Below are 20,033 nucleotides of genomic sequence, written 5' to 3'. Positions count from 1 at the left end.
CCCTATTATATGGATTGTGGTTTTTTGTTTCTTTAATTTTAGATTAAACAGGTGACAAATGCTTGACTTTCTTTTCTAAAGAGTTCATCAACAATTCAAATGGCTGAACAAATTTATTAATCCCCTCAACCAGCAATTCATCCATTACTTCATCTATATCAATATTGATGTCTGGCTGTTTAAGACTTTCCATCAATTGATAAGCTTCTTCTATCTTAGTTTCCAGGCTATTTTGCACCTTGCAATGGTCAGCACAGGCTTCAATAGTTGCTGGAGGTAGGGTGTTAACAGTATCCGCACCAATTAACTCATTGACATACATAACATCACTGTAGCTAGGATTTTTAGTGCTGGTACTAGCCCACAAAAGTCGTTGAACTTTAGCTCCTTTGGCTGACAAAGCTTGCCAGCGATCGCTCTTAATGATATCCTTATACTTCTGGTAAGCAATCTTAGCATTAGCGATCGCAATTTTGCCCCTAACTATATTCAGCACTACCCCCTTTTCTTGTCGATTAATGGTTTTCAGTTTCTCGTCAATTCTTTGATCAATCTTACTATCAATTCGACTCAAGAAAAAACTCGCAACCGAAGCAATTTTACTAATATCCTTACCTGCAACTACCCGTTTTTCTAAACCCCTAATATAAGCCATAGCTGCCTCAACGTAACTATTCACTGAAAACAGCAAAGTGACATTAATATTAATTCCTTCACTTATTACCTGTTCTATAGCTGGCCAACCTGCTTTCGTCCCAGGAATCTTCACCATCACGTTTTCCCGACCAATTTCTTGGTAATATCGTCTAGCTTCCTCAATTGTGGTCTTGGTATCATCAGAAATCGTTGGTGGAACTTCAATACTTACATAACCATCTAACCCATTCGACCTTTCATAAACTGGTCGCAACAAATCACACGCATTGCGGATATCTTCAAACACTAACGATTCATAAATTTTATCAACTGGTAGTCCTACTTTACGTCCAGCTTCTATATCTCGATCATAAATTACATTACCAGAAATTGCCTTTTCAAAAATAGCTGGATTAGAAGTGATTCCACAGATACCTTTATTTTCTATCATATCTTTAAGTTCACCCGACTCAATCAAATCACGAGTCAAATTATCCATCCAGATACTTTGACCATAATTCTTAATTTCCAGCAGATGATTAGTTGCCATAAATTTACCTGAATTAGCTACTATCAAATACTTACAATTTATCTTCCGCTAAAACACATCTAATAGGCAGATTTTCATTCCGTCATATTAGATAAATAGATTACTCCCTTCTTCTATCAAAAGGCATACAGGGGAAATTTATAACTATACTAAAAATCACTTCCTTTGGTTTTATTATGCTTACCAACTACCTAAATCAAGCGAACAATCACAAAATTCCCTGATAAAACTATGGAGGTGTGACTAATTGAATTTGTTGTCTAGTTTCTAAAGCTGGTTGTGAACTTTCGATTAATTTATTAACTGCTATCCCTAATCCTAGCAGTGCAGCTATACAAATCCCCATTAACACTCTGACTTGATAATGCAAATATTTAATATCTCGACTCAAAACTTCTATTTCCGGTGGGGAATATGGTTGAATATCTAAAACTTCAACATTCACATTTTGCGATTTCTCTATTGGATATTCAACACTAACTTTAGAGTACAGCCAGTCAGCAATTAACTGGGGACAGTTATTCTTAAACCAATACCAAGCAAAGATACTAAATGCAGGTTTAGACATCTTAGCAATTGATTTTACAATCCAATTTAAAGAACGTAAACGAAACTTTTGATTAATCAAATTAACCGAGCCAATATCATAGAGACAACCTAAAATTAATTTTACAGTCGCCTCTTCATTGTTAACTAGATTTTGCAGTAAAAGCGCGACATCGTGCATCTTTTCAGATTCAGTACGCTTTTTAGTTAATTCATCTCGTTGAGTTACTGTTTTATTCACAGAGATTTGTATAATTATAGTATTACAAGTAGATCATATAACAAAATTCAATAATTTGAATACCAGTATATAAATTAAGATATATAGCACTATAGTCTTATTTCTAACTGTTATCTAATTCAGTATACAGATAATAAATAAGCCTAAAAGCATTATATATCAAGGGTAAAACTCTATTTTAAAAATAACTTTTAACTTATATAAGCAAAATTAAAAAAGAAAAATACCGAGTATTATTACTGAAATTTTAATTTTTATGCGCGACCCCTCAACCAAAGCCACAAACCTAAACGTTGATATCAAAGGTGCAGGATTTCCGATTCTGGCTTTACATGGTCATCCTGGTACTGGAGACAATCTTTCTGTTTTCACCGATCATCTATCCCAACGTTTCCAAACCTTAGCCCCCGATTTACGTGGATACGGCAAAAGTCATTTTCATGGCAAATTTGAAATGACAGACCATTTAACCGATTTAGAAGCACTGCTAGACCGCTTTCAGATTGAAAAATGTTTAGTATTGGGATGGTCTTTAGGGGGCATTTTAGCCATGGAACTGGCGTTGCGGCTACCAAAACGGGTGACAGGACTAATTTTGATCGCCACTGCTGCTAGACCGTGGGGAAATCATCCGGCTATTTCTTGGCAAGATAATGTTTATACTGGCATAGCTGCCCTATTAAACCAGATTAAACCAGGTTGGCAGTGGAATATTGAAAACTTTGGCAAGCGATCGCTCTTTCGCTATTTAATTCAACAACACACCCCCAGCACCTACAAATACATTGCCAAATCAGCCGTCCCCGCTTATCTACAAACCTCTCCTGCTGCTACTAACGCCCTCTACAGCGCCATTCGAGCCGGTTACAACTTAAATCCCAAATTGTCGCAAATTGAATGTCCTAGCTTGGTACTCGCTGGTGAACAAGACCGACATATCACCGCCCAAGCCAGCTTAGAAACTGCCAGACAGTTAAAAAATTCTCAGTGGCAATGTTACCCCAATACCGCCCACCTTTTCCCCTGGGAAATTCCGCAAAAGTTATTGTCTGATTTAGACTATTGGTTAACAGCAAACCACTATAATTAAAATTCCTGTCTCAATTTTGGTATACTAAAAACACCACAGTACCAAAAAAAGCGTTTACTTTAGGGCTTGCTTAATAAATCTAGAACTTAGATATATCAAGAGTTTGAAGGTTAAAAAGGTGAATCAGGTGCAAGGAATAAGCGTTGAAACTGTTCATTTACCTATCACTTAATCAGATCGAAGACTCTTCTTTCTGACTCCTGACTCCTGACTCCTAGCCCTAACCAAAAGACTTTTTCCGCAAGCCCTACTTTAGTTCTATTTTAAACTTTAAACTTACCTACTTTTTCCCTTTATGCCGCGTAAAAAATCTTCTGCATCTCCAGCCCAACCTACCACCCCATTAGCGCTCTCTGAGCTTCACATCCATTTACAAGGGTTAGAAAAAGAACACCAATCTCTACTTAAACAAATTAAAAAGAAACGAACCGAATTAAATAAATTTATCGAACAGATGCGGAATACAGCCACCGAAGTATTTCAACACGCCAGTCCTTGTTTCAAAAAAATGGCAGACCTCGACCAAGAAATTCATGCTCTATTCAAGGAAATTTTTAGTACCAGGAAATTTGGCAAACAAACCCGCAAAAATGTAGAGAACATCTATTATAACCTGCAAATGTCAGGAGTGATTAGCCAAAAACCGATATATGAAACTGAAGCAGAAGAATCAGAAGAAATGCCTGAAAATGGAGAATCAGAAGATTTTGCCCAAGAAGGTAATCAACACCGTCGTCAGTATTGGGAAATATCAGAAGAATCAGAATTTTCTTCTGGAGGTAGAACTGATGAATCCAGAAAAATACGTCAGACATTCTTACGGTTAGCTGAAATTTTTCACCCTGATAAAACCAAAGACAGCGAAATGCAAGAGTCTTATACAGAAATCATGAAAGAAATTAATAAAGCTTATGAAGAAGGTGATTTGGCAAGACTTTTAGAAATTGAACGTCAGCATGATCTAGGAGAATCTATTGATCACAGTAGTGAGAATGATCTAGCCCGTAGATGCCAGAATTTAGTCCAACAAAATGAAATTCTCAAAAACCAATATGATAAATTAAAACAAGAATTACGTGAGGCTAAAAAAACCCCTGAAGGAGCGATGGTTTCTGATGCTCGTAAAGCCGCTAAAAAAGGTGTTGATACTATTTCTTTGATGGTAGAAACTTTAGAATCTCAAATTGAAGTAGTGAAAGAAATTCGTGATTTTGTCAAGAAATTTAAAGAACAAAAAATGACAATCAAAGAATTTACTGCTGGTCCTAAAGCTTTGAGCCGGGATATGATGGAAGAAATGCTGGCGGAGATGATGGAAGAATTGGGAGTGGGGATAATATTTTAGTCCGTGATTCTTTCATCAGATGTCTATTAATCATTTTCAGCTTGATTTAGTAGGGTGCGTCAGATGGAAAAATATGGCTAATAGTGGTTAAATTATCTGGTCTGACGCACTGTAAAAGAAACGAAAAACTGCTTAATAGTTTGATTCTACAAGTAGAGGTTTAGCAATGCTCATTGGTGTCAACTTAGGCTCTAATCGTTGTCCCACAGCCGTTTTACCCCACCCCTTAATCCCCTCCCCTCAAGAGCTACCGTGTACACACAAGTCTTATCAAGATTAAATCGGCGGTTAGAAACCGCAACTACACAGGCAAAACCCACCTCCGTGGGTTAAAAATAAGTAGTTTTTCTTCAGTCCACGCAGGTGGACTTTGTTTGTGTAGCCGTGATTTCTAATCGCCAGGGCTTGTTTTGGGTAATCAGATCACTTGTGTGTACACCGTAGCTCAAGAGGGGAGGGGAGATTTTGCTTTAGCAAAAGCGGGGGTGGGGTTCTACCGGGATTGGTTGGGAATTGAATAAGTTTTATTTAACGTCATTACAAGGGTTTCATGTTAAGTTGACACGTATGAGCAGTGCTAAACATAAGATGCAAGTAATAAGCATTGAAACTACCAAAAACCTATCACTTGACCGGATTCAAGAATACTCTTCTATTCTTCTAATTCTTCCTCCTGACTCCTGACTCCTGACTCCTGACTCCTAACTCCTAGTTAAGTCTTTTCCTTTGTCTACTTTTAACACCAGCCTGTAATACTTTAAGTTTATATGGTTCAACATCTTTTCGCCAAATTAACCTATAATTATTGAGAATTGCACAATGTTCTACTAGACATTTTTGCCAACCAGAAAGATGACTAATACTTCGCCAATCATCTAACAGTCCCCAATCTTCTTCTTGACGAGTTAATTTAACTAATTTTTCATATTGTGGATAATCAGGAGTAACTAAAGTTTCTATTTGGTGTAAAATTGGTGGGTCATCATCAAGATCGTAATCTTGATAAGTAACGTGTAAATCTCGTAAATCAATAGACATAACTCTGCACAATACCGGATGAGGATTTATATCAAAATCGGGATAATATAAATAAGAAATCTTTGGGGTTTTAGTATGGAATTTAATCACATTTGCCTCTTCTAACCTCCCAATGGTACGACTAGCACAACCTTCGTAAAGACGCAATAAAGGATCAAGGGACTGTAATGATGAAATGTGAATCCAAAGAGAATTAGGTAATTTCTTACCAATTTCGCTGTTTTGACAACGCTTAATAATTAGTTCTGTATTCCCTAAACTGCGTAACATTTGATCTGCATCTAAACAAGCTTGTTTATAACTTCTATATAAACCAACTATGTCTTCTTGCATTTCCGGCGCTAATTGTCCTAATCTGGGACGACGGCTAAATTGACATAACGCTAAATAAACCATCAAATCTTGACGGCGTTTTTCTGCTATTTCTTCCCATTCTTGGGGATTTGTTGCCTGTAAAATTACTTGAAATGCTCGGCGTAAACTGCCAAATTCGGCACTAATATCAGCTTCTTGCGCTATTTCTCCTTTGCTGGGAAGACGACCACGTTCTGTTACGAAACTCATCAGGGGTGTTAATAGTTCTTGATGGTCTTCAAATCGTTTAATACAAGCCCTAATTCTGGGAGTAGTCGCGCGAGAACGAAAGCGAGAGGAGCGAAATAATTCAGCTTGAGCTTCATCTTTAAAAACAAAGTATACCCCCAAGGCTACGGGAATGGCATCAACACCCAGGACTTGATCTATGTAAATTTTTAGTTCTTCTTGTTCATAATATTTTTGGAATGTGTTACGATTAGTGATAATACCATCGCCATAAGCTACTACGCCTCTATTACTATCAGCAATTAATACCTGGGCTGATACTAGCAAAACTTTTTGTGTGAGTTCCCATGCTTTAATTAAGGCTTCCCGGCGTTCGCTTTGGTCTTCAATGACGTTAATGACAAAGCCGAGATTAACGATATCCGCAGGGGTGCGGGGGGTGTCTGGTGAGTAGTAAGGATCCCAGCCAGAGGTAATGTAGCCTTTTTCGGCGATGCGAATTATATCACCACCATGTCCGCAACCATAATCAAAAAAGGTAGTTTCTGGAGTAAATAAGTCAGATTCGATCGCTAAACGGACGGGACGGGATAGGTCTTGACGAGCGATCGCTGCTTTATGCCGTTCTATTTTTGGTGTTAAACTACCTGTGGTGATAGTTGTCGGTTTTCTAATCAGGTTATGTCCCTGGATCTCTACCCCATAAGCTTTTAGCCGCTTTTCCCACCCCATCTTTGTCCCAATCCCCTGGGAATTATCCAGCAATCCTAAATCTACTTGGCTGCGGGTTAGGGCTGCAAACTCTTCATAAAGGGGATATTCTGGGGTAACAAAGGTTTCTTTCCGGTGGAGTATGGGCGGATTTTCTGAGTTGCTGTAGTCTCGATAGCCAATTTCTAAAGTTTCTAAATCAACGTGAATACTTGTTTGTAAAGCTGGATGGGGGTCAGTGTCAAAATCTGGATAAAATAAATAGGATATTTTGGGTTTACTGAGACTGAATTTAACTAAAGTTGCTTTTTCTACTTGGGAAACAATACTGCGGGCGCGATTTTCATATTTTTGCAGCAAGGGATCAAGGCTAGACAGTGCCAAAATATGGATGTAGAAAGCATCTGGTAATAATTTACCAAATTGACAATTTTGACAATAATTAGCGATCGCTCTCAGTTCTGTAGACTCTGAAGTTAAGTTTTGTTCTTCAATAGCCATCTTTGATACCTAAATCAACTCCTTTAATTGCTTACTTTACTATACTGAACAGATAAAAGAGGAATTAAACGCAGATTAACGCAAATTAACGCGGATGAATAGATAACTACAGATTATTTTTGAGGTGGGTTTAATTGAAAACTGCTGTAAATTTACTACAAGCTGTCCTTTATAGTATTATTACTCTATTCCAATAGTTTTAAATCAACTTAAACTTAGGTAATGAGACATAATTAATTACACAACTGGTTTTTCTGTTCCCTGTTCCCTGTTCCCTGTTCCCTCTCTCAACAAATAAATTTAATTTTGTCCAACCACCTCACTAATATAGTTGCAAATTCTTAACGTTTATAAAGATATAAATCAGCTTGTTAAACTTTTGCTAACAGTTATCTCATGTTATAGATTTATTCAGTCAGCCATACTCGGAATTGTGTAATCTAAAAACAACTAAGCTAATAACTTCCTTGAGGTCTAATGACTCCTACGATTATGCGTCAGCTTTGGTCTATAGTTGAAGCCGCCCAAGCGGTGACACTCTTGCAGCTTGATGATGCCAGCTTGGTACAGTGGCTAGTCAAGCAAACTACAAAGCAAGCACTATTAGACCCTCACGAAACAGATTACTTGTGTGATTACATACAAGCAAAATTAAGCCTCATCCGTGATCTGGCTTATGAACGTCAGCAACCATAAACAGGTGATCAATTACCAACCTGTGGTAAATAACCTTCCACCAAACAATCAGAGCCAACCACACGCCAAGTAACACGCTCTAAAGACAATGCTTGAGTCATACTCACCAAACCTAAATCACCAACAGGGGTGGGAGCATGAACACCACCAATGATTTTGGGGGCGATAAAAGCTAGAATTTTTTGGATAGCCCCTTGAGCGATCGCACTTGCAGCTAAAGTACCGCCACATTCCCATAACACAGTACAAAAACCGCGCTCATATAAATAAGCCATAGCCTGATCAGGTGTCAACAACGGAAATTCAATCACTTCCACCCCCTTTTTGACCAACATTTCCTGAAAATCCTCTGAACAACCAACCTCAGTCAAAACCAAAGTCGGAGCATCAGATTCCCACAGTCGGGCATTTTCTGGCAAATTAAGCCGGCGACTCATCACCACCCGCAACGGATTACGCGCCCCTACCTGATGGCTAGTTAAGAAAGGATTATCATATCGCACCGTATTCCCACCCACAATTACCGCATCACAAGCAGTCCGCAACTGATGTACCTCACTCCGGGCATCAGGATTTGTCACCCAGGCACTATGTCCAGCACTGGTAGCAATTTTCCCATCTAAGGTCATAGCATATTTTAAAATTCCCAAAGGTCGTTTGTGGAGAATACGATGGACAAAACCCTCATTCAATTTACGACAAGCCGCCTCTTCTACCCCCACGACCACTTCTATCCCCGCCGCCCGTAATCGAGCAATTCCACCACCAGCTACCAAAGGATTAGGATCAACCATCCCCACCACTACCTTAGATACCCCCGCAGCAATCAACCCTTCAGAACAAGGGGGAGTACGTCCATAGTGGTTACAAGGTTCTAGGCTCACATAGATTGTAGAGCCACGGGCATCATCTCCGGCCGCTCTCAGTGCAAAAACTTCAGCGTGAGGCTCACCAGCACGGGGATGAAACCCTTCCCCGACAATCTTCCCATCCTTGACAATCACCGCCCCCACTAACGGATTTGGCGAAGTATACCCCAAAGCACGACGGGCTAATTCCAAACACCGTTGCATCATCTGGGAATCAAATTCACCACTTTCCATTTTTTTTGTTGTTGCTGTCACATCACCAAGGAAATTTTTGGCAGTCTCTTGGTTTAAAACCGCATCTGCTGAAGGTAACTCTGTAGAATTATCCATATTTACTAACTCTTAGGCAAATTTAGGTTTAATCTAACTAGCAATTTACGTTATTAGTGCGGTGCGTCAGATAGAGAAAATCTGTTAGATGCTCAATTATCGGGTCTGACGTGGTTGGTGAGCTTGCCGAACCACACCCTACAACAGATAAAATCCATAAGCCTTAACTCCTAGAAATTATGAATTATGAATTAATTTCATTTGTTGCCACCAACGATTTAAGGGATAATACACCACAGGAGCCCATAAACTACTCAGAATTGCTGAAGCTAAAGCGACTCGCTGGTAGTATGTCCAAATATCTTCCACTTTGCGTATATTTTGCCCGTTATCACCATCACCTATCAACGATAATTGCACGGCAAAAATCGTATCTGCCACCACGACCATCCCAAAGACAATTAAAGCAATAGAAATAAAGTCTTCTTGAATAAAACGCTGTTTCTGAATTAAACCAGTGAGCATCCCTACTATCCCTAAACTCACAGCATGACTAGGATTAGGTGATGTCATAGCATCTTGCAAAAGCCCCAAAACTATACCAGCAAAAGCACCAGCAAAAACTGAACGTTTAACACTCCAAGCTACTACCCAAATTAACAACCAGTTAGGGCCAATACCCAATAATTCCATCCCTGGTAAACGGGTTGGCAACATCATTAAACATAGTAGGACAGATCCAACTGTTACTGTCCAATCCAACATCAGACGACAGCTAGGATGCCAACGCTGGAGGGAGGGAACAAACCATTTGGATTTTCGCTCTGGCGTTTTTGCTCTTTTTTGTTGGTTGCCAGCAAATCCAGGAATTTTCATTATTTTTGTCAAAATTTCAGAATCTAATGAGATTTTTATCGAGATTGGTCTAGTAAATTAGGATTTTTACGGTCTTGGTTTTCTGGTTTAGGATATATTGTCACCCAATCTAAATACCGAATGGGGGGGAATAACTCAACTTTGGCTACAGATGCCGGGAGTTTCTTTAAATCCAAGGACTTTACTCTACCTATCGGTAGGCCAGCCGGAAATTTTTGGCTATAAGTGGAAGTAGAAACCAAATCTCCCACCTTGACGTTCGGTACTTTTTCATAAAACTCTAGCACTCCTTCGCTAGAAGCATCTCCTTGTACCACTCCTTTGGCGGCTGTACGGCTAATGGTTACACCTACCTGACTTTTTAAATCACTGATTAACAGCACACGGCTAGTATTAGGTGTAACACTTTCTATTAACCCTACCAATCCTCCTTCGGCTTTAACAATGAAGCCTTCTTGAATACCCTCTTTGCTGCCCCGGTTTAAGGTTACTTGTTGCCACCAATGGTCGGCACTGCGCCCCACTACCCGCGCTACAATTGGACGCATTTTCAGGGTTTCTTTTTCTACATAACCCACCAAATTTTGGAGTTTTTGGTTTTGACTTTCTAAATCAACTATCCGCGTTTGTAGTTCTAATAATTGGGCATCCTGAATACGTTCTTCAGGACTTATCCCCGGTTGTAATAGTTGAAATGGAGTGGTAATGGCTTGATACATCTCTAGTAGGAATGTTCCTTGATTCTGTCGCAATGTCCAAGCACTAACCAGTAATAGAGCTAACAGCCCTAATTGCAAGCCTTTATGATCCCACCAGCGTCTTATAGTAAACATTTATACCTACGTTTCTATATAGAATGATTAGAGAAAGTGGATTCTATAAAGTGATGTATACAGAATCCAGTATCTACTATTGCACCTTATGTTACATATTGCGAGAACGACCACTAAATACTCGTTCTAACTGCTTGAAGTTTTCTAATACGCGACCTGTCCCTAAAACAACACAGCATAGAGGATCCGCAGCAATGTGTGTGACAATTCCAGTTTCATGACTAATTAGAGTATCTATACCTTTGAGCAATGCACCACCACCAGCAAGCATAATTCCCCGATCAATGATATCAGATGCTAACTCCGGCGGAGTCCGTTCTAGTGTCCGTTTGACTGCTTCGATGATCACTGATAAAGGCTCTAACATACTTTCGCGGATTTCTGGGCCTTTAATGGTGACAGTTCTTGGTAATCCAGAAAGTAAGTGCAGTCCTCTGACTTCCATGATGGTATCTTCATCATCGCTGGTGGGATAGGCTGAACCGATACGAATTTTGATGTCTTCGGCAGTCCGTTCCCCAATAACTAAGTTATGGACTTTTTTCATGTAATGGATAATTGATTCGGTTAGCTCGTCTCCAGCAATCCGTACTGATTCACTAATTACTGTACCCTGTAGACTTAGCACGGCTACTTCCGTTGTTCCACCACCAATATCAATAATCATGTTGCCAGTGGGTTCTTGAACTGGTAAACCTGCACCAATAGCGGCTGCTACGGGTTCATCAATCAAATATACCTCTCTAGCTCCTGCTTGAGTAGCTGCGTCCATTACGGCTCTTCTTTCTACTCCTGTTACGCCACTGGGAATACCAATGACTATCCGTGGTAAAATTAGGGATCTACCTTCATTTACTCGCTGAATAAAGCTTTTGAGCATCAATTCTGCTGTGTCAAAGTCGGCAATGACACCATCTCGCAAGGGACGAACGGCAATTACATTACCTGGTGTGCGTCCAAGCATTTTTTTGGCTTCTTCTCCTACGGCTAGGGCTACCTTTTCATTTTGATCAATGGCAACCACTGAAGGCTCTTGGAGTACAATACCTTTACCAGACACATAAACAAGGGTGTTGGCTGTACCGAGGTCGATACCCATATCCCACGACGAGCGAAAGTTCCTGAAAAGACCCACGCGACTCTATGCCCCCTATTTGCATTACTTATAACTACAACAGTAAGACTTAATTGTGCTGGATTCTATGATTTTTTTGGGACTGATTCCAGTTGATCAGACTATTTTTTTCTATAGTTTTTGTCAATCTAGATTTAGGTTTCAGGCATTTTAATTTATTGTTATTAGACTTACTCAGTGTAATCATATAGTTTTTTGGGACTATTTTGCAGTTTTAATTTTATTGTTGGTTATCTAACATATTTTCAACATTTTTACAATCAGCTATTATAGAATTTATAAATGAGAAAGTACACCCGTACTGAAAGGTTATATTCATGAGTATCAATGTTGTCACTCTTGTGGGTCGCGTTGGTGGCGATCCAGAAATGAAGTATTTTGAGTCTGGTACAGTTAAATGCAGGTTAACGTTGGCAGTTAATAGGCGATCGCGCAATAATGATAAACCAGACTGGTTTAATCTAGAGTTGTGGGGAAAAACCGCAGAAGTGGCGGGGAATTATGTACGGAAGGGTAGCCTGATTGGGATTAAGGGCTTTTTAAAGTTTGACACATGGAGCGATCGCTCTACAGGAGTTAATCGTTCTTCACCAGTTATTCAAGTAGACCAATTAGAGTTATTGGGTTCTAAGCGAGACGGGGAAGGTGGTATGTCTGATATGTCTCCAGAGAATTTTTAATTCTGGGTGATGGGTGATTGGTGATGGGTGATGGGTGATTGGTGATTGGTTAATCTTCAAATCCGTGTCATCCGTGCAATCCATTAAATCCGTGTTCGTGATTGGTAATAAAAGATTTATTCCTCCCCTGCCTCCCCTGCCTCCCCTGCCTGCCCCCGGTCGGTGAGCGAAGTCGAACCGCTGCCTCCATTAATAACTAATTTGCAATGTCACAGAAGCTTGTACCTCTTGTTCACCAGCAACTATGGGCGTAGAAGCATCAGCGCTGAGTTTGGCAGCTTCAGCACGGTATAGCATGGGTGGTGGTGGTGGAGTAGCGCCATTAACTTGAATACTTACCACTTCTTTGGACTTTAATCCCAGGGTGGTGAAAACGGCTTCAGCTTGCTGTTGAGCGTCCTGTGTGGCTTTTTTCAGGGCTTGTTTTTGGGCAAGAGCGATCGCGCTATCACTGGCAACAAAAGTTACACCATTAATTTGGCTCGCCCCAGCCTTCACTGCTTCATCCAACAGCGAACCCGCCTGATCTGTAGAAATGCGAAATCTCACCGTGTTAGTGGCTGTATAACCAGTAATTCGTTGAGTATTATTACTGTAATTATAAACAGGATTTAGAGTCACACCTGTAGTTTCCAATTTTTCTACATTCCGGTTTTTCAGCAAAGCTACCACTGCCGATGATCTCCGGGCTGCTTCCTGCTGAACCTCCTGGGCTGTTTTACCTTGAACCTCTACACCCAAACTTACTTGCGATAAAGTTGTAGGAATGGTTTCCACACCACGGCCACTAACAGTTAAAGTACGCCATAATTGAATTTTTTCTTGGGCAGACACAGGTAAAGTAAAAGTTCCACATACCACCAAAGCCAAAAGCACCGTTTTACACCAATTTCTGTTCATCATATCTTCAACTCCTCCCAAATCAAGGTTTTGATTGTCTTACTACTTTAAACCGCGCTAGTTCCAAACTAAGATTCTCATGACAGCATCTTCTTTAACTTAGCAGGTAACACAAATTAATTTATACCTGCTATTAGTTTTTCAATTCATAGATGCCTACCAGAATAGAGTAAAAACAAGAAGAAGGATATTTAAAGAACCAATGCAGTTTTTAGACACAATCAACTTTTCTGTCCCTCTATTGGCAAACGCTACAGAAACCGTAGACAGTTCAATGGTGATAAAATCTGTATTACTGAGTCTAGTGGTAATTTACTTTGTCAGTAAACTTGGAGGAGAATTATCAAACAAAGTTGGTTTACCACCAGTTTTAGGTGAATTATTGGGTGGCGTAGTCATTGGTATCTCTATACTACATTTGTTGGTGTTTCCAGAAGGTAGCACCGATAGTTCTAGTTCATTGATTATGAATTTTTTGCAAACTACGGCTGGCTTAACACCAGAAGCCACACCTCAAGTATTTGCAGCCCAGTCTGAAGTAATTTCTGTATTAGCAGAACTGGGTGTGATCATCTTGCTGTTTGAAATCGGTTTGGAGTCTAACTTAAAAGAGTTAATGGCCGTTGGTATACAAGCCAGTGTTGTCGCTGTGGTGGGGGTAGTAGTACCCTTTGGTGCAGGTACTATTGGTTTAATGACCTTGTTTGGAATCAGTGCTGTCCCTGCCATTTTTGCTGGTGCGGCTTTGACAGCTACAAGTATTGGGATCACTTCCAAAGTTTTATCAGAAATAGGAAAACTCAATTCTAAAGAAGGGCAGATTATTCTGGGTGCGGCTGTAATTGATGACATACTGGGAATTATCGTTTTGGCCGTAGTTGCGAGTTTGGCTAAAGACGGTGAAGTGGATATTAACAAAGTCATTTATTTAATTGTCAGCGCCACAGGGTTTCTTTTGGGGGCGATTGTTTTGGGTAATATTTTCAATCAAACCTTTGTAGCGATCGCTGATAAACTCAAAACACGGGGTGGACTGGTAATCCCAGCATTTATCTTTGCCTTCATCATGGCATACCTAGCCGCAGTGATCCAACTAGAAGCAATACTGGGAGCTTTCGCCGCAGGTTTAGTCTTAGAAGAAACAGATAAGCGCAAAGAACTACAAAGGCAGGTTATACCCATTGCCGATATGCTAGTTCCTATTTTCTTCGTAACCGTAGGCGCGAAAACCGATTTGGGAGTTCTCAACCCCACAATCCCTAGCAATAGGGAAGGTTTAATTATGGCAACTTTCCTGATTGCAGTGGCAATTATCGGTAAAGTGGTTACAGGTTTGACAGTATTTGGTCAACCCGGAATCAACCGTTTAGCAATTGGGATTGGCATGATCCCCAGAGGTGAAGTAGGCTTAGTGTTTGCCGGTGTTGGTGCAGCCAGTGGCGCTCTCTCAAAACCACTAGGAGCAGCAATTGTTATGATGGTAATTCTCACCACATTTTTAGCTCCCCCTCTATTACGATTTGTCTTCCCAGACGAAACAACCACAGCCACTTTAGAGGCGGCTTCTGGAACTTCATTAGTAATAGAAAGTGATGTTATAACCTTGACAGACTCTCAGGAAAATGAGTTAAAATCGTAAAATTTGGCTGGAGAATATCCATCAGTCCTGGGTGTTAATTACTCAGGACTTATCAGCAATTTAAAATGATAAAAACTACTATTTACACCTTCACTACTCATTATAAGCAATCCTAAATCATTTATGAACACCTTTATTTCCCTATTGCCTGTTAAGAGTTACCTGGTATAGATTATGAGAGATTAATACTTCATGGAAACTTATCTTGATCAACCTCCGTCCTCTGTGATAGTCAATTTTTTGTCAGTTTGAATTTCCTATTGTATGTTTGGTTAAGGATCAAAATCAAAGGAAGCAGCAAATTCAGGGGGAACTCTTAAAAGAAAAAATTCATGTTTTTAAACATGAGATGGAAACGATGATTCTGTTTTTTTGTGTTACGCATCTCAAAAAACATCTTTTTTTTCAACTGAGCTTTAAACTCAGAACTAAAGTTTCTTATCTGTTCCCTGTTCCCTGTTCCCTGTTCCCTGTTCCCTTCTTCGTAAAAGTTTAATTGGTGATGGCGTGCAGATTGACCAAAATTCTGAGATATTAACAATTTTCGTGAATGCAAATTAGGAGTAAGAACTGTGAAACTACACTGGTTAATCCCCAGCACTTTTGGCACTATCTTCATGTTATCATCGCCGGCCATGGCCGCAAAACTAGAATCGTGGCGGTTTGATAGCAATCAAAATCGACTAGAAATTAAAACCTCTAGTGCCGTTCAACCCCAAGCCCAACTAATATTTAACCCCACACGCTTGGTAGTTGACTTACCGGGAATTACATTTGGGCGATCGCAATTAACCCAACCGGTTGGTAGTAAAATTCGTGCTGTTAGGGTTGGGCAATTTAACCCACAAACAACACGCATCGTCGTCGAAATCGCCCCTGGTTACACTCTAGACCCCAATCAGGTCAAATTTGTCGGCAACACTCCCAGCACTTGGACAGTGCAAATACCAGACCCACAACCAGAAACTACAAAAACTTCCACCAATAATACTTACAATTTAGTCAGTATAGATTCTCCTTCCTCACCAGAATTTTCGCCTATTGCCAGTAACACTGGGGGAACAAATCAAATTGAGAGTCTACAACCTACAGGGGATGGATTTTTTATTCGCACCAGTAGCCGTAATACTCCGGTTCAAATTAATCGTAGCAATGATAGGTCTACGATTTTTATGGATATTTCGGGGGCAACTCTATCACCCCAACTAACCAAAAGGAATGTAACAGTTAATCGGCATGGTGTAAAAGCGATCGAATTTACCCAACTGCAAACAAAACCATCATCAGTCCGCGTCACCTTGCGGGTAGATGAAAATAGTCCAGACTGGCGGGTACTTAACAGTGTTAATGGTTTGGTACTTCTACCAAACAAGAGTTTGGTTAATTTACCGAATAAAAGTAATAATCAGTCCCCACCTCCAGCCTTTACCAACAACCCATCATCTATTAACACCAACAGCCTAGCAACTATTCAATCTGTAGAGCTAGGAGATAATGAAACCCAACTGATCATTAGATCTGACCAAAATATCTCCGCCACTGCTGGCTGGGACAGAAACACTGGTTTATTTCGCATTAGTATACCCAACGCTAAATTAGCTAATCAGGTCAAAGGTCCGGCTTTCAAGGCTAACAGTCCCCTCCTCAGAGTTCGCTTACAAACCCAAACGCCGAATACAGTAGTTGTTTTACTTCAACCAGCATCCGGTGTACAAGTTGGTTCTCTGAATCAAGTTAGCAACCAGGTTTTAAACCTTGAATTAAGGCGATATAGTGCAGCTAAACCCCCGATTATTTTACCCCCCTTACCAGGACCTAATAGCGGTCAGCTACCAGACCCCAATATTAAAACTCCCCAAACCCGTCCCCGTCCTGTACTTCCCAAAGGTAAGTTAGTCGTCGTCATTGATCCTGGTCATGGTGGCAAGGATCCAGGGGCGATCGGTATTGACAAAATCAATGAGAAGGATATAATTCTCCCCATTAGTTTAAGAGTAGCCGAAGTTTTGCAACGGAACGGTATTCAAGTAGTGATGACTAGGGACTCTGACTATTTTGTGACTTTGCCGGGACGAGTAGCCATAGCCGAACGTGCCAACGCTGATGCTTTTGTTAGTATCCACGCTAACTCAGTTGGTCTAAATCGCCCAGAAGTTAGTGGATTAGAGACTTATTATTACGAAAGTGGACTGGGTTTAGCTCGCGCTGTCCATAACAAAATTCTGCAAAATGTGAATGTTAGAGACCGGAAAGTGCGAAGAGCCAGATTTTTTGTCCTGAGAAAAAGCTCTATGCCCTCAATTTTAGTGGAAACCGGTTATTTAACAGGTCGAGAAGATATCGCCAAACTCAGAACCGTAAGTTACCAAAATCAAATGGCCGAGGCGATCGCCCAAGGAATTATCCAATATCTCAAGCAAAGGTAAACCAAATATTAGTAGTTTTCATAATTCTCCACCCTGAAAAAATTTCTGGGCTTCTGCAATTGGTCAAGACCACTACAACAGTTGTGCATTTTTCAAGTAATCTGATGCTTTGTAGCTCAAAATCGGCTTATCCTTAGAGCATGGTAAAATACCCAAGCAAATCTAAAGTTTAGGCAGCGATCGCGTAGCATCAAAGAATTGACTACTCCCGTAAATGCAAATCAGGAGAAAGGACTGTGAAACTACACTGGTTAATCCCCAGCACCTTTGGAGCTATCCTCACGCTATCATCGCCGGCCACGGCTACGAAATTAGAATCTTGGCGATTTGATAGCAACCAAAATCGACTGGAAATAAACACCTCTATTCCCGTTCAACCCCAAGCCCAACTGATTTTTAACCCCACACGTTTGGTAATTGATTTACCGGGAATTACTCTTGACCGTTCCCAGTTAACTCAACCCATTGGTGGTAAAATTCGTGCCGTTAGAATTGGACAATTTGACCCGCAAACCACACGCATCGTCGTGGAACTCGCTCCAGGCTACACCCTAGACCCCAAACTGATCAAATTTGTTGGTACAACTCCCAAGCGGTGGTTAGTACAATTACCAACACCAGAAACATTAGCGACTATTCCCTTATCAGATATTCCTGACCAACAATTAGAAACCACCGCCACTACCCCACCAACTCCTAAAAATATTTATAATCTGCTGAGAAGCGCTCCTGTCACCTCCAACAACCAATCCATCCAAGTCGAGAACTTACAAGTCACAGGTGACGGTTTTTATATTCGCACCAGTGGCGGAAATCCCCAAATAGAAATCAACCGTACCCAAGATAATCAAACAATCAACATCGACATCGCCGGCGCAACTTTATCTGCCAATCTACTAGAACAACGAGAACTGCTAATTAATCGTTACGGTGTCACAAGTATTGAATTTATTCAACTTCCCAACAGTTCACCCACTGTTCGTCTCAGCTTAAAGGTCAATAACAACAGTCCAGATTGGCGGTCATTATCTAGTGGGAATGGCGGCTTTGTTTTACTACCAGATCGTAATTCTACATCAGCTACAAATAATCCACCAACAAACAACTCACCAGCAACTATTCAATCTATAGAACTAGCTGGTAATAGTACGCAACTCTTAATTAAAGCCGACCAAAATTTATCAGCCACCGCTAACTGGGATAGAAGCACAGGCTTATTTCGGATCATTATTCCTAATGCTACCTTAGATAATCAGGTAACAGGCCCAACTTTTGATGCCAATAGTCCGATTCTGAGAGTACGTCTACAATCTCAAACACCCAATACTGTAGTTGTCTCCATTCAACCCGCATCGGGAGTACAAATTGGTACACTCAACCAAATTACTAGCAAAATTCTCGCATTACCATTACAACGCTTTCAGGGAATTAGACCCCCCACCAGTTTACCTCCATTAAGATTAAGTAACCAGGGACAAATCCCAGACCCCAATACCAATAATTTTCCCCTACGGACACCAATACCGAATGGAAAATTGATAGTAGTGATTGATCCTGGTCATGGTGGTAAAGACCCCGGCGCGCCTGGTTTAGGTGGATTATTAGAAAAAGATGTGATTTTACCGATTGGTAAAAGAATTGCTAGGGTTTTGGAACAAAATGGGGTACAAGCCGTATTAACAAGAGATGCTGATTTTTTCGTGGAACTCCAAGGACGAGTGGATATAGCAAAGCGGGTCAACGCCAATTTATTTGTCAGCATTCATGCTAATTCAGTTGGGAATCGCCCTGATGTTAACGGCTTAGAAGTATATTATTACGATAGCGGTTATCAATTAGCAGAAGCAGTCCGTACAAATATTCTCCAGAGTATCAGCACCATCAAAGACCGAGGAACTCGCAGAGCTAGATTCTATGTTCTCAGAAAAAGCTCGATGCCCTCGATTTTAGTAGAAACAGGTTATATGAGTGGACGTGAAGACAATCCCCGTCTAGCATCACCAGAATATCAAGACCGCATGGCTGAGGCGATCGCCTATGGTATTCTCAAGTATCTACAGAGAAGGTAAAAGCCCCTGCCTCCTGCCTATATTGACAGTTATTAAAGTGGCACTATTGGTACTTGTTATTGAATTTAACCGTGATAGTCTACCTCTTGTGTGTGATGAGTAAGTTGAAACACAGGAGTACTTGGGGGGGAAACACGGTAACAATCCCAAGTGCTTTTTATTTTTGCAGATAATTTTGATCCAACAAATTATAAAAATGTGGGCTAATATACTTGCCATTTAGTTTAATGAGTGATATTCTAGATTCGTGTGAGGAGCAAAGTTAAAACAAAAAACGCCTGGGGTGGAAACACGGTAACACTCCTGGGCGTTTTTTAATGGTTAGATAATGAGAACTAATTAGGGTTTGATGAAAAAGTCTTTTCATTAGGGCTAGGAGTCAGGAGTCAGGAGTCAGGAGTCAGGAGTCAGGAGGAAGAATTAACGTAAGTTGCTAGTT

The 20,033-nt window shown here is 40.5% G+C and carries 15 protein-coding genes; 7 read left to right on the top strand and 8 right to left on the bottom strand.

Features of this window, described 5'->3' with window-relative positions; genetic code table 11:
- Window positions 1-43: 43 nt before the first annotated feature.
- On the bottom strand, window positions 44-1,186 hold the full coding sequence (gene tal, locus VB711_RS08800; protein ID WP_323285496.1) for a transaldolase: 1,143 nt from the start codon (window positions 1,184-1,186) through the stop codon (window positions 44-46).
- A gap of 229 nt (window positions 1,187-1,415) precedes the next feature.
- Window positions 1,416-1,973, bottom strand: coding sequence for a hypothetical protein (locus tag VB711_RS08795; RefSeq protein ID WP_323285495.1), 558 nt, complete (start codon window positions 1,971-1,973; stop codon window positions 1,416-1,418).
- A gap of 256 nt (window positions 1,974-2,229) precedes the next feature.
- Here VB711_RS08795 and VB711_RS08790 point away from each other — a divergent pair, with 256 nt between their 5' ends.
- A complete protein-coding gene (locus VB711_RS08790) occupies window positions 2,230-3,063 on the top strand; it encodes an alpha/beta hydrolase (protein WP_323285494.1) in 834 nt (277 codons plus the stop codon).
- A gap of 295 nt (window positions 3,064-3,358) precedes the next feature.
- Window positions 3,359-4,408, top strand: coding sequence for a J domain-containing protein (locus tag VB711_RS08785; protein ID WP_323285493.1), 1,050 nt, complete (start codon window positions 3,359-3,361; stop codon window positions 4,406-4,408).
- Window positions 4,409-5,116: 708 nt separating this feature from the next.
- On the opposite strand, the gene VB711_RS08780 is transcribed toward VB711_RS08785, so the two are convergent.
- Window positions 5,117-7,201, bottom strand: coding sequence for a DNA phosphorothioation-associated putative methyltransferase (locus VB711_RS08780; protein ID WP_323285492.1), 2,085 nt, complete (start codon window positions 7,199-7,201; stop codon window positions 5,117-5,119).
- A 477-nt stretch (window positions 7,202-7,678) separates the two neighbouring features.
- Here VB711_RS08780 and VB711_RS08775 point away from each other — a divergent pair, with 477 nt between their 5' ends.
- Window positions 7,679-7,897: a hypothetical protein gene (locus tag VB711_RS08775; protein ID WP_323285491.1), complete on the top strand. Its 219-nt coding sequence runs from the start codon at window positions 7,679-7,681 to the stop codon at window positions 7,895-7,897.
- Window positions 7,898-7,905: 8 nt separating this feature from the next.
- Here the strand turns inward: VB711_RS08775 and ribD are convergent, their stop codons facing one another.
- The 4 genes from ribD to VB711_RS08755 all read right to left on the bottom strand — a co-directional run bounded on the left by ribD (window position 7,906) and on the right by VB711_RS08755 (window position 11,844).
- Window positions 7,906-9,096, bottom strand: coding sequence for a bifunctional diaminohydroxyphosphoribosylaminopyrimidine deaminase/5-amino-6-(5-phosphoribosylamino)uracil reductase RibD (gene ribD, locus VB711_RS08770; protein ID WP_323285490.1), 1,191 nt, complete (start codon window positions 9,094-9,096; stop codon window positions 7,906-7,908).
- Window positions 9,097-9,273: 177 nt separating this feature from the next.
- Window positions 9,274-9,912 (bottom strand): rod shape-determining protein MreD, encoded by a 639-nt coding sequence (gene mreD, locus VB711_RS08765; protein ID WP_323285489.1) that lies wholly within the window; start codon window positions 9,910-9,912, stop codon window positions 9,274-9,276.
- A gap of 35 nt (window positions 9,913-9,947) precedes the next feature.
- The gene (gene mreC / locus VB711_RS08760) at window positions 9,948-10,745 is read right to left on the bottom strand and encodes a rod shape-determining protein MreC (protein ID WP_323285488.1); all 798 of its coding nucleotides are present in this window, start codon (window positions 10,743-10,745) and stop codon (window positions 9,948-9,950) included.
- A gap of 91 nt (window positions 10,746-10,836) precedes the next feature.
- Complete coding sequence (locus VB711_RS08755; protein WP_323285487.1) at window positions 10,837-11,844, bottom strand: rod shape-determining protein; 1,008 nt, start codon at window positions 11,842-11,844, stop codon at window positions 10,837-10,839.
- Window positions 11,845-12,197: 353 nt separating this feature from the next.
- Between VB711_RS08755 and VB711_RS08750 the strand changes: the two genes are divergently transcribed.
- Window positions 12,198-12,560: a single-stranded DNA-binding protein gene (locus tag VB711_RS08750; protein ID WP_323285486.1), complete on the top strand. Its 363-nt coding sequence runs from the start codon at window positions 12,198-12,200 to the stop codon at window positions 12,558-12,560.
- Window positions 12,561-12,749: 189 nt separating this feature from the next.
- Here VB711_RS08750 and VB711_RS08745 read toward each other — a convergent pair whose 3' ends face one another.
- Entirely contained in the window at window positions 12,750-13,463 is a 714-nt protein-coding gene (locus tag VB711_RS08745) for an SIMPL domain-containing protein (protein WP_323285485.1), read from the bottom strand.
- Window positions 13,464-13,662: 199 nt separating this feature from the next.
- Here VB711_RS08745 and VB711_RS08740 point away from each other — a divergent pair, with 199 nt between their 5' ends.
- The 3 genes from VB711_RS08740 to VB711_RS08730 all read left to right on the top strand — a co-directional run bounded on the left by VB711_RS08740 (window position 13,663) and on the right by VB711_RS08730 (window position 19,594).
- On the top strand, window positions 13,663-15,099 hold the full coding sequence (locus tag VB711_RS08740; protein WP_323285484.1) for a cation:proton antiporter: 1,437 nt from the start codon (window positions 13,663-13,665) through the stop codon (window positions 15,097-15,099).
- A gap of 572 nt (window positions 15,100-15,671) precedes the next feature.
- Window positions 15,672-17,525 (top strand): N-acetylmuramoyl-L-alanine amidase, encoded by a 1,854-nt coding sequence (locus VB711_RS08735; RefSeq protein ID WP_323285483.1) that lies wholly within the window; start codon window positions 15,672-15,674, stop codon window positions 17,523-17,525.
- Between the two features lie 236 nt (window positions 17,526-17,761).
- Window positions 17,762-19,594, top strand: a complete 1,833-nt coding sequence (locus VB711_RS08730; protein ID WP_323285482.1) for an N-acetylmuramoyl-L-alanine amidase — start codon at window positions 17,762-17,764, stop codon at window positions 19,592-19,594.
- Window positions 19,595-20,033 lie beyond the last annotated feature (439 nt).

It is taken from the genome of Cronbergia sp. UHCC 0137 (genome assembly GCF_034932285.1).
Lineage (GTDB): Bacteria > Cyanobacteriota > Cyanobacteriia > Cyanobacteriales > Nostocaceae > Cronbergia.
This window is presented reverse-complemented; position numbering and strand designations above follow the sequence as displayed.

What these genes read in the sequence shown, in the direction of transcription:
- tal (WP_323285496.1), bottom strand. Translation starts at nt 1,186, where the DNA reads ATGGCAACTAATCATCTGCTGGAAATTAAGAATTATGGTCAAAGTATC.
- VB711_RS08790 (WP_323285494.1), top strand. Translation starts at nt 2,230, where the DNA reads ATGCGCGACCCCTCAACCAAAGCCACAAACCTAAACGTTGATATCAAA.
- VB711_RS08785 (WP_323285493.1), top strand. Translation starts at nt 3,359, where the DNA reads ATGCCGCGTAAAAAATCTTCTGCATCTCCAGCCCAACCTACCACCCCA.
- VB711_RS08780 (WP_323285492.1), bottom strand. Translation starts at nt 7,201, where the DNA reads ATGGCTATTGAAGAACAAAACTTAACTTCAGAGTCTACAGAACTGAGA.
- VB711_RS08775 (WP_323285491.1), top strand. Translation starts at nt 7,679, where the DNA reads ATGACTCCTACGATTATGCGTCAGCTTTGGTCTATAGTTGAAGCCGCC.
- ribD (WP_323285490.1), bottom strand. Translation starts at nt 9,096, where the DNA reads ATGGATAATTCTACAGAGTTACCTTCAGCAGATGCGGTTTTAAACCAA.
- mreD (WP_323285489.1), bottom strand. Translation starts at nt 9,912, where the DNA reads ATGAAAATTCCTGGATTTGCTGGCAACCAACAAAAAAGAGCAAAAACG.
- mreC (WP_323285488.1), bottom strand. Translation starts at nt 10,745, where the DNA reads ATGTTTACTATAAGACGCTGGTGGGATCATAAAGGCTTGCAATTAGGG.
- VB711_RS08755 (WP_323285487.1), bottom strand. Translation starts at nt 11,844, where the DNA reads ATGGGTATCGACCTCGGTACAGCCAACACCCTTGTTTATGTGTCTGGT.
- VB711_RS08750 (WP_323285486.1), top strand. Translation starts at nt 12,198, where the DNA reads ATGAGTATCAATGTTGTCACTCTTGTGGGTCGCGTTGGTGGCGATCCA.
- VB711_RS08745 (WP_323285485.1), bottom strand. Translation starts at nt 13,463, where the DNA reads ATGATGAACAGAAATTGGTGTAAAACGGTGCTTTTGGCTTTGGTGGTA.
- VB711_RS08740 (WP_323285484.1), top strand. Translation starts at nt 13,663, where the DNA reads ATGCAGTTTTTAGACACAATCAACTTTTCTGTCCCTCTATTGGCAAAC.